Genomic DNA, 13,714 nt, shown 5'->3' with positions numbered 1-13,714 from the left:
AAAGCGTTGCAAAACGTTCCGTCACTTACCTGCGCACGGTTTTGTCCTACGCTGCAGGTCTGCGGCGCCTCACGACAGCACGCAGCCCCACCCTTCATGCTGCACCACCCGTCCACGCTATTGGTGCGGCTTCCCCGTTGTCCCGTGTTTTATTCCAGGCAAGGACCCATGAGCCCTCTCGAACTCGACCAGTTGCAGCAATGCCCTGATATCGCCACCCTGCAAACCGTCTTGGGGACCTTGTGCAGCCGCTTCGGCTCGGTCACGCAGCTCAACATCGTGCCGGCTGCCCATGCCGGCAAGCAGCAGGCCCTGTGCTTTGTACGCATGGCCTCGGAGGAAGAAGAGCAAAAGCTCATGAGCGGCCTGGGCATAGGCCGCTTCGGCGGCGAACTCGTGGTGGTCGTGGATTTGCTGGCGGATCAGCCCTCACCAAGCGCCGACCTGTGGAGTTCCGCCGCCTGAGACGTCTCTTATTTTTTGGCCGAGGCGTCGACTGAAACGTGCCTGAGCAGCAGGCGCTCCAGCGCGTTCAGCGTCTCATAAGATTCGGCGAAGTCGGCGAACAGTGTGGTGTTGTCGGGCGCTGTCGCCTTGCCTTGCCAGGCCGCGCGGAACTGCTCGAAGATCTCGCCGAAGCTGCGGCGGCCGTCTATCAGGCCCAGGATCTTCGCGCCGTACTTGCCCGGGTTGACCATCACGGAAACACCCGAATGCTGGTGCCTGAGCATGAAGGGCTGGCCGCGGCTGTTGCCGAAGACCTGCGCCGCGATCTCGCCCGTCAAGGGCTCGTGGTAGAAAAAAGGCACGTAGTCGGCATCGCCGTAAGGCGCGGTGCAGGCCGCATCGCGTGTCAGGTACAGCGAATGCGTGATGATGTTGCCGCCCATCAGCTCGGCCATTTCATACTGCTGCCTGAGCGGCAGCTTGCGCAGCGCGGCGGCCATGGCCGGCGGCTTGCTGCCCAGCACCATGTGCGGCAGGTAAGGCGCGCGGCCGCGCTGCACGTCGCTGAAGGCCAGGTGCAGGCCGTGCCCCTCGCCCAGCCAGTCGAACAACTCGCCGACTCCGTACGAGCGGTCCTGCGAATGCAGCAGCAAGTCGTAGATGCCGGCGTCCCCGGCCTTGTGGTCGTGGTGCAGTTCTTCGCTGCGCTTGAACCAGTTGCCGGGCGGCAGGCTGGCCAGGATGTCGCGGGTGTTGGCGATCTTGCGCTGTGCGTCGGTCTCGCCGCCGTTGACCATGCGCATCAGCGCCTGCATCTGGTAGACACCGATGCGGCCCGTGGTGGCATAGACCATCAGGCCGATGGCGCCGCCTTCTTTGAGCACGCTCATGAGCGCCTTGAAGCCCAGGTCGGGATCGGCCAGGTGGTGCAGTACGCCGCTGCAGTTGATGTAGTCGAATTTGCCAAGCTGCGCGGCCAGCGCCGGCAGGTTCAACAGTGAGTCGTGCACCCAGGTGATGTTGCCGAGCCCGCGGATCTGCGCGCGCTCTTTGGCCAGCGCGATGCTGGCTTCGCTCATGTCCAGGTGCACCACCTGCGCATCGGTGTGGCGCAGCTGCTCGGCCAGGAAGATCGTCGCGTCGCCCGTGCCGCCGCCGGCCACCAGCGCCCGGAAGCCCTTCTGGAAGGACTGCTTCCCGGCAAAGCAGTAGTGGTTGATCATGGGCAGGTCTTCCAGCCAGGTCAGCACCAGGCGCTTATGGTCGTCCTGCGGGTCGCAAGGCGGGTAAGGCAGGGCCTCGTACTGGTTTCGGACCTCGGGCAGGTAGTTGTCGGGCATGGCGGCTTCCGGAATTGGCGGCAAACACGTATTGTCTCCGCCCGCAGACTCACCTCGCTCCCAATCAAGTGACAGCACGGAACCGGCTTTGCCGGGCCGTAGGTGTCGCCCCCTGCAAGGGGGGATCCCGCTACACGAAGTGAGCGGAGAAGGGGGTGTGCTTGCTTTACCGGACGGGCAAGAACTGGAGGAACGTACCGCCCAAGAGGTTCTGGACATAAGTGATCACGGCACGCCTGTATTTCTCGGTCAGCACCGAGGCCAGCAAATCCAGCCGCCCTATGACCTTGCCGAACTCGCGCTCGAAACTCAGGTTGCGTTCACGCTCGGTGATCTCGTCGGCCAGCAGCAGGGGCTGGCCCGCGGCATTGCGGCGATTCGACAGCATCCAGACGGCAATCTCGATGTTGCGCGCGGCGTTGTAGATGTACTGCGCGTCCAGGCTGTCGGTCAGGTAGAAGCTGGTTTTGCCGCCGTGGGCCGTGACCACCATGTCGGCGCTGGCGTAGATGAAGGCCGCCACGCGGTCGCCCTTGAAGTCCGGGCCCAACGCCAGCGACAGCGCCGCGATGTCGCGCCTGCCCTGCAGCTCCGGCCAGGGAGTGCGTGTGTCGACGGCCACGCGCAGCTGGGCCAGGGCCGCGTCGCGGCTGACGGTGCTGGTCTTTCGCCATTCGGCCGGGTTGCGGCGGTACAGCTTGTCGGCCAGGCGCAGCAGGCTTTCGAGGTTGTCCCGCATGCCCAGTGTGGCCATGCGGTTCACGTCCGACTGGCCCACCTCGCTGGGGGCCATGGGCGCTGCCTGTGCCTCACCCCGGTGCGTGGGCGCCGGGCCGGCGCAACCGGCCAGCGCCGCGAGGGCCAGCAGCAGTGAAAGGCGGAGCAAGGAAAAAAGCGAAGGCGAAACGGCAGGGGTGGGAGGGAAGGTGGTTGCCGTGCGCAGGGACATGGCGCATTCTCAGCGGCCGCGCCCGGCCGCGCAAGCATGGCTTTCCCGGGCCTTGGCCGGATGCCGCAAAGGCAAGCTCAGGCCGAAGCCGCGCCCGTGTGGGCCGTCGTGTCCAGCAGGCCGCGCGACTGCAGCACCCGGTGGTCTATCTTGATGCAGTGGTCCTGCACGACCAGCAGGCCCGCGGCCTCGGCTTTGGCCGCCGCGGCCGGGTTGCTGATGCCCAGTTGCATCCAGACCGCCTTGGCGCCTATGGCGATGGCCTCGTCGACCACGGGCGGAATGTCGGCGCTGTTGCGAAAGCAGTTCACCAGCTCGATTTTTTCGTGGCGCGCGGCCTCGGTCAGCGAGGCATAGGCTTTTTCGCCGAGCACCTCGGTGGCGTTTGGGTTCACCGGGATGATGCGGTAGCCGTTGGCTTGCATGTAGCGCGCCACGTCAAAACTGGCGCGGTGCGGATGGGGCGACAGGCCGACCACCGCGATGTTGCGGTAGTGGTTCAGGATGTAGGGCATGCGTTCGGCGGGGGGCAGGGAAGTCATGGCGGGCCTTTGCAGGAGAGGTTTACGCATCCTTGTACTTGACCGAGCAACCATACGCGCGGCTGCTCGCCACGCTCAGCGGCTTGCCGCCCAGCGCTTCCGTCAGGCCCTGGCGCACGTAGTTGGTGGCGGTCTTGATGTCGTCCACGCGGGCCGAGGGAATGCTGTCGATGCCGCCGGCATAGACCAGCTGGCCTTGCGGACTGATGATGTACATGTGCGGCGTGGTCTTGGCGCCGTAGAGCTGGCCGAGCTGGCCCGATTCGTCCATCAGCGTGGCGCTGGGCTGGCCCTGTTTCTCGGTCATCCAGCCGGCGAGCCTGGCGGGCGCCAGGTAGTCGCCGCTGCCGGCTTCGGTGGAATTGACGGCCAGCCACACCACGCCCTTGGCGGTGAATTCTTTTTGCAGGCTCTGCATGTTGCCGCTGTAGTGCTTGCGCACAAAAGGGCAGCCCGGGTTGGTCCATTCCAGCACCACCAGCTTGCCTTTGTAGTCGGCCAGGCGATGCGTCTTGCCGGAGGTGTCCACGGCGGAAAAGTCGGGCGCCGCCTGACCCACGGCGGCCGCAGAAGCGGCCTGCGCGGAAAGCGGGGAAAGCGCGGCCGTGGCCAGCCAGGGCAGGGTGGCCAGGGCGCCGGAAAAAAGACGGCGGTTCAGTGGCCGCGCAGAGCGTGCTTGATCATTCATGGCTTGACTCCTTGCAAGAAGAAATAGACGACATCACAGCTTGGCGAGCTCGGTCCTCACCTCATCCACCGACAGGATCTCCGACATCACGACGGGCGCGCGGCCGGGCTTGTAGATCACGTAGACCGGCACGCCGTTGCGGCCCAGCTGGGCCAGCGCCGCGGTCACCGCCGGGTCGCGCCGCGTCCAGTCGGCGCGCAGCAGTGCCACGTTTTTCGCCTGGATGTCGGCCAGCACCGCGGCATTCGACAGCGTGGTCTTCTTGTTGTACTGGCAGGTCACGCACCAGGCGGCGGTGAAATCCACGAACACACTTTGCCCTTGCGCGGCGAGCTGGTCAACCCGGCCCGGCTCCCAGGCCTGCCAGCCGCCGGCGACCGGTGCGGCCGACGCGGCGGCCACCGGCCGGGTGATGTTCGGGCCCACGGACCACAGGCCCCATGCGCCCAGCGCAAGGGAAAAAGCCGCGAGCAAGGTGCGCGCCGTGCCGCGCAGCGTGAAGGCCCAGATCACCAGCGCCATCAGCACCAGCAAGGCCAGCAATGCGCCCGCGCCGTCCACCCCGCTTTGCTGGCCCAGCACCCAGACCAGCCAGGCCACGGTGGCGAACATCGGGAAGGCCATCAGCTGCTTGAAGGTCAGCATCCAGGGGCCGGGGCGCGGCAGCGCGCGCGCGACGGCGGGGATGGCACTGGCCGCAAGATAAGGCAGGGCCATGCCCACGCCCAGGGCCGCGAAAATCGCCAGCGCTTCGAAGGCCGGCAAGCCCACGGCATAACCGAGTGAGGCGCCCATGAAAGGCGCGGTGCAGGGCGAGGCGATGGCCGTGGCCAGGACGCCCGACAAAAACGCATTGACGGTGGGGTTCTTGGCCTGCCAGCCCGCGAGCCGGCCGGGCAGCAGGTTGCCGAATTCAAACAGGCCCGCGAGGTTCAGGCCCAGCAGCGTGAACAAGGCCGCCATCAGCGCGACCACGGCCGGGTTCTGCAGCTGAAAGCCCCAGCCCAATTGCTCGCCCGCGGCACGCAGGCCCAGCAGCAGCGCGCCCAGCGCCAGGAAGGACAGCACCACGCCCACGGTATAGGCCAGGCCGGTCGTCAGGCGCGTGGCGGAGTCCTTCACCTGCACAAAGCCCACGACCTTGATGGCCAGCACCGGGAACACGCAGGGCATGAGGTTGAGCACCAGCCCGCCGAGCAGGGCGCCCAGCAGTGCGGCGATCAGGCCCACGGGCGCCGCGCTGGTTTGCAACGGCGTGGCGCCCGCCGAGGCATTGGCGCGCAGCGCCGCTTCGAGCGCGGGCGGCACCACGGCGGCGGCGGCCGGTGCGGGCCAGCTGCCTTTGACCGGCGCGTCTATGCGGTAGGCGGCATTCTCGAGGGCCACCACCAGCGGCATGCTGGCCGGGCTTTCGGTGCGCTGGCCGGACAGCGGCACTTCGGCCGTCCACACCGCACCTTGCCAGGCTTGCTGCCAGGCGGCCGCGGGTTCGATCACGCTGCCGGTCTCGGGGTACAGCGCCAGCGTCTTGCCCTGCAGCGTGGCGGGCAGGCCGGCCAGGGAAATCCTGATGGCCTTGCCGCCGCCGACTTCCACCTGGCTGGCGCCGGCGGGCAGCGCCTTGGGCGTGGCGGCAAAAGTGTCCTTGAACAGCTGGCTGCTGGCGGCGGTCGAGCTGCGCACCGGGATGCTCAGCGCGAAGTCGCCCTCCTGCGGGATGCATTCCTTGCGGCACACCAGCCAGGCCGCCTTGAGCTTCACCTCAAGCTGGCTGCCGGCAAAGCCGGGCGCGACCGTCAGCGGCACGGGCAGCAGCACGGTTTTTTCGTAGCCGTAGTTGGCCAGTGTGCCGATGGGGATTTTTTTCGGGGTCGGCCAGGCGATCTCGCCGGCATCGATGCCGGCCGGCAACTGCCAGTCGAGCTGCGTGGGCAGTCCCGAGTCGCCCGAATTCTTCCAGTAGGTGTGCCACTCGGGCTGGTGCGTGAGCTGCAGGCCCACCCAGACCGGCTTGCCGGGCTCCACGCCCTCGGGCGCCCAGGCCAGCAGTTCGGCGCGCACCTGGTCGGTCGTGACCACGCTGGCGGCCGCGCCGCGGCTGCTTTTTCCGGGCAGGTTCAAGGGCGCATTCTGGGCGCCGGCCACCATGGGTATTGCGCCAATAGCTATCAAAAGCGTAGCGGCAAGGGCGGCGAACAGAGGGCGCTTKAAATGCATGGTGGGAGTGTGAGCGGGCGGTGGGGGCATTAGTTCCTGGGGCGGGTGGCGCTGGATCCGACTGCCGGCCAGGTGATTACAGCCGTTTTGGGAGCCAACTCCGATAATAGGGTCATGCCCCGTATTGTCCTGGCCACCCTCAACGCGAAGTACATCCACGCCTCGCTGGGCCTGCGCTACCTGCTGGCGAATATGGACAAACACGGCGGGCCAGGCCTTCGCGAAGCCACGCAGCTACGCGAATTCGTGATCCAGCAGCGGCCCACCCAGATCGTCGAAGAGCTGCTGGCGCTGCAGCCCGAGGTGATAGGCCTGGGTATCTATATATGGAACGTGGTCGAGACCACCCAGGTGGTGCGCCTGCTCAAGGCCTTGCGGCCCGGCATCAAGATCGTGCTGGGCGGGCCCGAGGTCAGCTACGAGACCGGCGAACAGGAGATCTGCCGCCTGGCCGACCACGTGGTCACCGGCTGGGGCGACGTGAGTTTTCCCAAGCTCTGCCGCGCGCTGCTTGACGGCCCCCAGCCGCTCATGAAGGTGATCGCCGGCGAACAGCCGCCGCTGGAGGTGCTGGCCCTGCCTTATGGCGACTACACCGCCGAAGACCTGGCCAAGCGCCTGCTCTACGTCGAAGCCTCGCGTGGCTGCCCCTTCAAGTGCGAGTTCTGCCTGAGCTCGCTGGACAAGACCGCCTGGGCTTTCGACCTCGACCTGTTCATGGCGGAGATGGACGCGCTGTACCAGCGCGGCGCGCGCAACTTCAAGTTTGTCGACCGCACCTTCAACCTCAAGGTCGAGAACTCGGTGCGCATCCTGCAGTTTTTCCTGGACCGGATGGCGCCTGAGCTGTTTGTGCATTTTGAGGTCGTGCCCGACAGCCTGCCCGAGCGCCTGAAGGCCCTGATTGCGCAGTTCCCGGCGGGCTCACTGCAGTTTGAAGTCGGCATCCAGAGCTTCAACCCCGAGGTGCAGCAGCGCATCTCGCGCAAGCAGGACAACGGCAAGACCGTCGACAACCTGCGCTGGCTGGTGAACGAAAGCCGGGCCCATGTGCACGCCGACCTGATCTTCGGCCTGCCCGGCGAAACCCTGGAAAGTTTTGCCCAGGGCTTTGACCGCCTGCATGAACTGGCGCCGCATGAAATCCAGTTCGGCATCCTGAAGCGCCTGCGCGGCACGCCGATCACGCGGCACACCGAGGCCTTCGCCATGGCCTACGACCCGCAGACGCCGTACACCATCTTGCAGAACTCCACGATCGATTTCGCCACCATGCAGCGCATCAACCGTTTTGCGCGCTACTGGGAGATGGTCGCGAACTCCGGCCGCTTCGCGCGGGCGCTCCAGCTGCTGCTGGCGCCGGGCTCGGCTTTCGGAAACTTCCTGCGCTTCAGCGACTGGCTGTGGGCGACCACGGCCAAGACGCATGAATTCGCGCTGGAGAAACTCGTGGACCTGCTGTTTGACCACCTCACGGAGGTGCGCGACCTGGCCGGGAAAGAGGTTCGCGATGCGCTGCTCGCGGATTACCTGGCCAGTGGCGCGCGCGGGCGGCCGCAATGCCTGGCCGGGGCTTTGGGGGCGGTGCGGGCCGCGGCGCCCTTGCGGACCGGACGACAGGGCGCCGAGCGGCAGGGACGGCATGTGAGCCAGGAGATTCGCAAGGCTGCCGCCGCAGCCTGAGCTTTGTGCGGGCCGCCCAATACAACCAAAGGTTTCGTCGGGCCCGGAAAAGCACCGACTCGCTATCAAATCAATAGCTGAGGAAGCCCAGATGCGATAGGCTGGCGCGGAAAATGCTTTTAAATCCGGTCCCTCGTATCCCATCCCCCTCAGTGTCAAAGATTTCAGCTATCCTTAGCCCCTTCACAACTACCGACCGCCATCACGTGTCCGACGTTCCCCCCAGTCGGTCTTCCAGGCCGGAAGACAAGCGAGGTTTTCTGCAAAAGCTCGCTGAAATGCTCCACCCCGGTCCCGACTCGAAAGACGAGTTGATCGAAACCCTGGTGGAGGCCCAGGACAATGACGTTATTGGCGCCCAGAGCCGTGAAATGCTCGAGGGCGTGATCCGCATGGCCGACATGACGGCCGGCGACGTCATGGTGGCCGCGCCGCGCATGGACGTGATCAACATCGACGCGCCCTTCGACGAGCTGCTGCACCTGGTGATAGACACCGCCCACTCGCGCTTTCCCGTCTACGAGGGCGAAAAGGAAAACATCCTCGGCATCCTGATGGCCAAGGATTTGCTCAAGCTGCAGCGCGCGCCCGAACTCAACATCAAGGCCCTGCTGCGTCCCGCCGTCTTCGTGCCCGAAAGCAAGGGCCTGAACGACCTGCTGCGCGAATTCCGCGGCAACCGCAACCACCTGGCCATCGTGATCGACGAGTTCGGCCGCGTCGCCGGCCTCATCACGATTGAAGACGTGCTCGAACAGATCGTCGGCGAGATCGAGGACGAATTCGACATCGCCGAGGACGACGGCGACATCTTCGGCCTGACCGACCACACCTACCGCGTCAGCGGCGACACCTCGATAGAGCGCGTCAACGAGGCTTTCGGCGTGACGCTGCCCGAAACCGACTTCGACACCATAGGCGGCCTGGTGGCGCACGAGATGGGCCATGTGCCCAAGCGCGGCGAACACTACGCGCTGGCGGGGCTGCAATTCACGGTGCTGCACACCAAGGGTGGCGCGGTGCGCTGGTTCAAGGTATCGCCGGTCTCCGCCGGCGTCTGACGACACACACAATAAAGTAAAGAGGGCAATATATGGCACGGGACTCGATTCACAGCATGATGTCCCACCTGCCGACCTTGCCCGCCTTGCTTGAGCACGCGCGCAACCTGCCGCCGCGCAAGGGCTTCTCCCCCTTCCAGCTGGCCATGGTCCTGATTGCCGGTTGCCTGCATGCCGCCAGCATGGCCTGGCCGTTTGATTTCGCCTTCGTGCAGGGTCAACCTCTGGGGGGCATGCAGTTGCTGGCGATGTTCCTGTTCGCCGCGCAGATCGACAGCTGCCGCTCCTTGAAGCGCGCCGCCTGGCTGGGCGTCGCCTTCGGAACGGCCATGCTGTGCAGCACTTTCTGGTGGCTGTTCATTTCCATGCACTACTACGGCGGGCTGGCCGCGCCGCTGACGGTGCTGGCCGTGGTGCTGCTCGCGGCCTTTTTGTCGCTGTACTACGCGGCGGCGGGCGCGCTGTTTGTGCGTCTGGYGCCGCGCCGCAAGCTGCCGCGCGCCGGGGTGTTCGCCGCGCTGTGGCTGCTGGCCGAACTGGCCCGCGTCGAATTTTTCACCGGTTTTCCGTGGGGTGAGGGCGGCTACGCCCATGTGGACGGCTGGGCCAGGCCGCTGGCCGCCCTGGTGGGCGTGCACGGCATCACCTTTCTGGCGGCGCTGGCCGCCGCCTGGCTGGCCATGGCCATGCGTGCCTCCCGCATGCAGTGGGCGACCGCGATTGCCATCGTGGTGGCTTGCTTCGTCCTGTCCTACCTGCCGGTGCAAAGCGCCCTGCCGGGGGAGGCGGGCTCCACCGCGGCCGGGGAGCCGCTGCAGGTCACGCTGCTGCAGGGCAATATCCCGCAGAACGAAAAATTCCAGAGCGGCACCGGCGTGGCCACCGCGCTGAACTGGTACGGCCAGCAGCTGCGCGATGTGAAGACGCCGCTGGTGGTGGCGCCCGAAACCGCCATTCCCCTGCTGCCCATGCAGTTGCCCGAAGGCTACTGGCGGGCGCTGCAGTCGCGCTTTGCCACCGGCCAGCAAGCGGCGCTGGTGGGCATCCCCGTGGGCAGCCCGCAGGCCGGCTATGCCAACTCGGTGGTCGGCTTCAAGCCCGGGCAGCCCGAGCCCTACCGCTTTGACAAACACCACCTGGTGCCTTTTGGTGAATTCGTTCCGCCGGGCTTTCGCTGGTTCATCAACATGATGCGCATCCCGCTGGGCGACTTCAACCGCGGCGCGGTCGGCCAGGCTTCCTTTGAATGGAAAGGCCAGCGGCTGGCGCCCAACATCTGTTACGAGGATTTGTTCGGCGAAGAACTGGGCGCGCGTTTTGCCGACCCGGCGCTGGCGCCCACGATTTTTGTCAACGTCAGCAACATCGCCTGGTTCGGCAACACCGTGGCCATAGACCAGCACCTGCAGATCTCGCGCATGCGCGCGCTCGAATTCAGCCGCCCCATGATCCGCGCCACCAACACCGGTGCCACCGTCATCATCGACCACACCGGCAAGGTCACCTACTCGCTGGAGCGCCACACGCGCGGCGCACTGGTCGGCGAGGTCGAGGGCCGCAACGGCATCACGCCCTATGCCGCCTGGGTGTCGCGCTASGGGATGTGGCCGCTGTGGGGGCTGGGGTTGGGTATCGCGGTTCTGGCGCTGCTGTTCCGCCGCCGCTGAAGCTGAGTTGTTGCGGCGCAGAGAGCCGTTCACAAAGCCCAGCGAAGCGGTCCTGGCTAGGCGCGTCGCCGCAGACAGTGCTACAGCACGGCAAGGCCGGCGCAACAACGCCAGGAGGGTTTTGTGAGCGGCTCTACCGCGCCGCCATCACGCCGTGGAGTAGATCCGGCAGCATTTCCAGCATGCGCAGCGCATCCTGCCCCGGCGGCGTGCTCGTGGCGAAATACATCTGCAGCGGCGCATGGGCGAAGTCATGCAGCGGCACCGCCGTCAGCGAGGCCGGGTCCAGGTTGCTGGCCGTGAGGAAATCCACCACCGTCCAGCCCATGCCGCGCTTGACCAGTTCCAGCGCCAGCCGCGAGGTCTGCACCTGCAGGCCGGCCGGGGCGCTCAGGCCCAGGTGGCGGGCCAGTTCGTCGATGGACTGGCACATCGGGTCTTCACCCACCAGGCGTATCAGCGGCATGCTGGCCAGGAAAGACATGGGGTTCTGCCGCCGCGCCCGCACGGCGCGCTGCCAGATATCCCGCGTGACCGCCAGGTAGAGCGGCCCGCTCACCAGCGTGGTGCTGGTCAGCAACGGATGCGGGTGCTCGTAAAAACCCAGCGCGAAGTCGACGCCGCGGGTCAGCAGGGCCTGCACCATCTGGTCCTGGTGCAGGGTGCGCACCTCGATGCGCACGCGCGGGTGCCGCGCCATGTGGCGCTCCAGCACCAGGGGTAAAAATTCGTGGCTGATGGATGGGATGGCCGCCAGCCGCACCTGGCCGTCGGCCGCCTGCCGCAGGTTCACGGCGATGCGCTTGAGCCCATCCAGCTTCTGGTGGATCAGGGTGGATTCTTCGAACAGCACACGCGCTTCCGGCGTGGGCGCCAGCGTGCCCTTGCCACGCGTGAACAGCTTGTAGCCCAGCTGCAGTTCGGTGTGGGCAATGGTCTTGCTGACGGCCGATGGCGTGATGCAGATCAACCGCGCGGCGGCGCTCATATTGCCCGTCTGCATGACGGCCTGGAAGACTTCAAGTTGCCTGAGGTTCATCGTTCTGCCGGGTGACGGCGCGGCAAGAAGGCCTGCTGCCGGAGGGTGTGAGTTTTAGTCACACCCCTCGTTACATTATGCATCGCCGCATCCCGGCGGCGTGGCTACGATGAGCCACCTTTGGCCCTGGCGCCGGAGGAGACATCGGGGCGCGGGCCCTGCGCAAGCCACTCTTCACGGGGTGTCCTGCGCGTGCCGCGGTCCGGCAGAACAATTTCACCTTTCCTGGAATACCTCATGCAAATCACCTCCACCCTCCTCAAAATAGGCGCCGGGCTCGGCATCGCCGCCTTCACCGCGCTGGGCGTACCAGCCTCCGTGCTGGCGCAAACGGCCGGCAAGCCCAACGTCGTCATCCTGGCCACCGGCGGCACCATCGCCGGCGCCGGCGCCTCGGCCCTGAACAGCGCCACCTACGCCGCCGCCAAAGTGCCGGTCGACAAGCTGCTGGCCGGCCTGCCCGAGCTGGCCAATGTGGCCAACGTCAAGGGCGAGCAGGTCTCGCAGATCGCTTCCGAGAGTTTTACCAACGACAACCTCATGAAGCTGGGCAAGCGCATCTCGGCGCTGGTCAAGCAGGCCGACGTGGACGGCATCGTCGTCACCCACGGCACCGACACGCTGGAAGAGACCGCCTACTTCCTGAACCTCGTGATCCGCACCAGCAAGCCCATCGTGGTGGTGGGTTCGATGCGTCCGGGCACGGCGCTGTCGGCCGACGGCGCGCTGAACCTGTTTGACGCGGTGAGCGTTGCCGCCAGCAAGGATGCGGTCGGCAAGGGCGTGCTGGTGACCATGAACGACGAGATCCAGAGCGGTCGCGACGTCGCCAAAACCATCAACATCAAGACCGAAGCCTTCAAGAGCCAGTGGGGCCCGCTGGGCATGGTGGTAGAAGGCCAGAATTACTGGTTCCGCGCACCTGTGAAACGCCACACCGCCCAGTCCGAATTCAACATCGATGAATTCGAGGCGCTCGCGCCGGTCGACATCGTCTACGGTTACGGTAACGTGCCGCGCGCCGCAGTCGATGCCGTCGGCAAGTCCGGCATCAAGGCCCTGATCCACGCCGGCACCGGCAACGGCTCGGTCGCCGACCGCGTGGTTCCCGCGCTGCAGGAAGTCCGCGCCAAGGGCGTGCAGGTCGTGCGTTCCTCGCGTGTGCCCGCGGGCTTTGTGCTGCGCAACGCCGAGCAGCCTGATGACAAATACGACTGGGTGGTCGCGCATGACCTGAACCCGCAAAAGGCCCGCATCCTGGCGGCCGTGGCCCTGACGAAGAACGTGGACAGCAAGGAATTGCAGCGCATCTTCTGGCAGTACTGAGCCCTCGTGGCATAGAGAAAAAGGGCGGTGCCGGCAACGGCATTGCCCTTTTTCATTTGCGCGGAGAAGGCTTAGAGTTGACTCATGCCGCCGTCCACGATCAGTTCCGTTCCCACGATAAACGCGGCTTCCGGCGACGACAGGTAGACCACGGCGCTGGCCACTTCGTCGGGCGTGCCGAAGCGCTTGACCGGCACCTGCGCCTGGATGCCGGYGGCCAGCGCATCCAGCTGGTCGGCGGGCACGCCCAGCTTGCCGTACAGCGGCGTCGTGACAGGGCCGGGGCTCACCACGTTGACGCGGATGCCGCGTGCCACCAGTTCGCCCGACAGCGTCTTGGCCAGCGAAATCAGCGCGGCCTTGCTGGCGGCATAGACGCTGGAGTTGGGCATGCCGATGTGGGCGTTGATGGAGCCGTTCAGGATGACGGCCGCCCCCTTGTTCAGCAGCGGCGACAGTGCCTGGATCGCGAAGTAGGCGCCCTTCACGTTGACGTTGAAGGTCTCGTCCCAGAGTGCTTCGTCCACGCTTTCCAGTGGCGCGAATTTGGCAAGGCCGGCATTGATGAAGACCGCGTCCAGCGTGATGCCTTCGGCGGCCAGAGCGCCGGCCAATGCCTTGGCCGAACCGCTGGCGCCTGCGTCGTTGCGCAGGGCGATGGCGCCTATGCCCAACTGGGCTTTGGCCTTGTCCAGCGAAGCCTGGTCGCGGCCGGTGATGATGACGCGGGCGCCCTGGGCGGCGAATTGCAGCGC

The 13,714-nt window shown here is 66.1% G+C and carries 12 protein-coding genes; 5 read left to right on the top strand and 7 right to left on the bottom strand.

The window, feature by feature from the left end; all coding sequences use genetic code 11:
- The first annotated feature begins 168 nt into the window (after nucleotides 1-168).
- Nucleotides 169-465: a hypothetical protein gene (locus tag AC1D0P_RS09195; RefSeq protein ID WP_477655070.1), complete on the top strand. Its 297-nt coding sequence runs from the start codon at nucleotides 169-171 to the stop codon at nucleotides 463-465.
- Nucleotides 466-473: 8 nt separating this feature from the next.
- Here the strand turns inward: AC1D0P_RS09195 and AC1D0P_RS09190 are convergent, their stop codons facing one another.
- From AC1D0P_RS09190 to AC1D0P_RS09170, 5 genes are all read right to left on the bottom strand, one after another.
- Nucleotides 474-1,787 carry a class I SAM-dependent methyltransferase gene (locus tag AC1D0P_RS09190; RefSeq protein WP_477676453.1) on the bottom strand — a complete coding sequence of 438 codons (1,314 nt, stop codon included), beginning with the start codon at nucleotides 1,785-1,787 and terminating at the stop codon, nucleotides 474-476.
- A gap of 166 nt (nucleotides 1,788-1,953) precedes the next feature.
- Nucleotides 1,954-2,736 carry a hypothetical protein gene (locus AC1D0P_RS09185; protein ID WP_477676452.1) on the bottom strand — a complete coding sequence of 261 codons (783 nt, stop codon included), beginning with the start codon at nucleotides 2,734-2,736 and terminating at the stop codon, nucleotides 1,954-1,956.
- 77 nt (nucleotides 2,737-2,813) lie between these two features.
- Nucleotides 2,814-3,278 carry a CoA-binding protein gene (locus AC1D0P_RS09180; RefSeq protein ID WP_477676451.1) on the bottom strand — a complete coding sequence of 155 codons (465 nt, stop codon included), beginning with the start codon at nucleotides 3,276-3,278 and terminating at the stop codon, nucleotides 2,814-2,816.
- 22 nt (nucleotides 3,279-3,300) lie between these two features.
- A complete protein-coding gene (locus AC1D0P_RS09175; protein WP_477676450.1) occupies nucleotides 3,301-3,966 on the bottom strand; it encodes a thioredoxin family protein in 666 nt (221 codons plus the stop codon).
- Between the two features lie 33 nt (nucleotides 3,967-3,999).
- Nucleotides 4,000-6,183 carry a protein-disulfide reductase DsbD family protein gene (locus AC1D0P_RS09170; protein ID WP_477676449.1) on the bottom strand — a complete coding sequence of 728 codons (2,184 nt, stop codon included), beginning with the start codon at nucleotides 6,181-6,183 and terminating at the stop codon, nucleotides 4,000-4,002.
- 114 nt (nucleotides 6,184-6,297) lie between these two features.
- Here AC1D0P_RS09170 and AC1D0P_RS09165 point away from each other — a divergent pair, with 114 nt between their 5' ends.
- The 3 genes from AC1D0P_RS09165 (at nucleotide 6,298) to lnt (ending at nucleotide 10,594) form a co-directional block, all read left to right on the top strand.
- On the top strand, nucleotides 6,298-7,866 hold the full coding sequence (locus tag AC1D0P_RS09165; protein WP_477676448.1) for a B12-binding domain-containing radical SAM protein: 1,569 nt from the start codon (nucleotides 6,298-6,300) through the stop codon (nucleotides 7,864-7,866).
- A 278-nt stretch (nucleotides 7,867-8,144) separates the two neighbouring features.
- Nucleotides 8,145-8,927, top strand: coding sequence for an HlyC/CorC family transporter (locus tag AC1D0P_RS09160; protein ID WP_007867288.1), 783 nt, complete (start codon nucleotides 8,145-8,147; stop codon nucleotides 8,925-8,927).
- A 32-nt stretch (nucleotides 8,928-8,959) separates the two neighbouring features.
- Nucleotides 8,960-10,594 carry an apolipoprotein N-acyltransferase gene (lnt, locus tag AC1D0P_RS09155; RefSeq protein WP_477676447.1) on the top strand — a complete coding sequence of 545 codons (1,635 nt, stop codon included), beginning with the start codon at nucleotides 8,960-8,962 and terminating at the stop codon, nucleotides 10,592-10,594.
- A gap of 133 nt (nucleotides 10,595-10,727) precedes the next feature.
- Here lnt and AC1D0P_RS09150 read toward each other — a convergent pair whose 3' ends face one another.
- On the bottom strand, nucleotides 10,728-11,633 hold the full coding sequence (locus AC1D0P_RS09150; protein WP_477676446.1) for a LysR family transcriptional regulator: 906 nt from the start codon (nucleotides 11,631-11,633) through the stop codon (nucleotides 10,728-10,730).
- Nucleotides 11,634-11,870: 237 nt separating this feature from the next.
- Between AC1D0P_RS09150 and AC1D0P_RS09145 the strand changes: the two genes are divergently transcribed.
- The gene (locus tag AC1D0P_RS09145) at nucleotides 11,871-12,959 is read left to right on the top strand and encodes an asparaginase (protein WP_477676445.1); all 1,089 of its coding nucleotides are present in this window, start codon (nucleotides 11,871-11,873) and stop codon (nucleotides 12,957-12,959) included.
- A 71-nt stretch (nucleotides 12,960-13,030) separates the two neighbouring features.
- Here AC1D0P_RS09145 and AC1D0P_RS09140 read toward each other — a convergent pair.
- The coding region (locus AC1D0P_RS09140) for an SDR family oxidoreductase (RefSeq protein ID WP_477676444.1) at nucleotides 13,031-13,714 on the bottom strand (684 nt) is incomplete at its 5' end.

Source organism: Polaromonas sp. P1_G2 (assembly GCF_056405515.1).
This window is presented reverse-complemented; position numbering and strand designations above follow the sequence as displayed.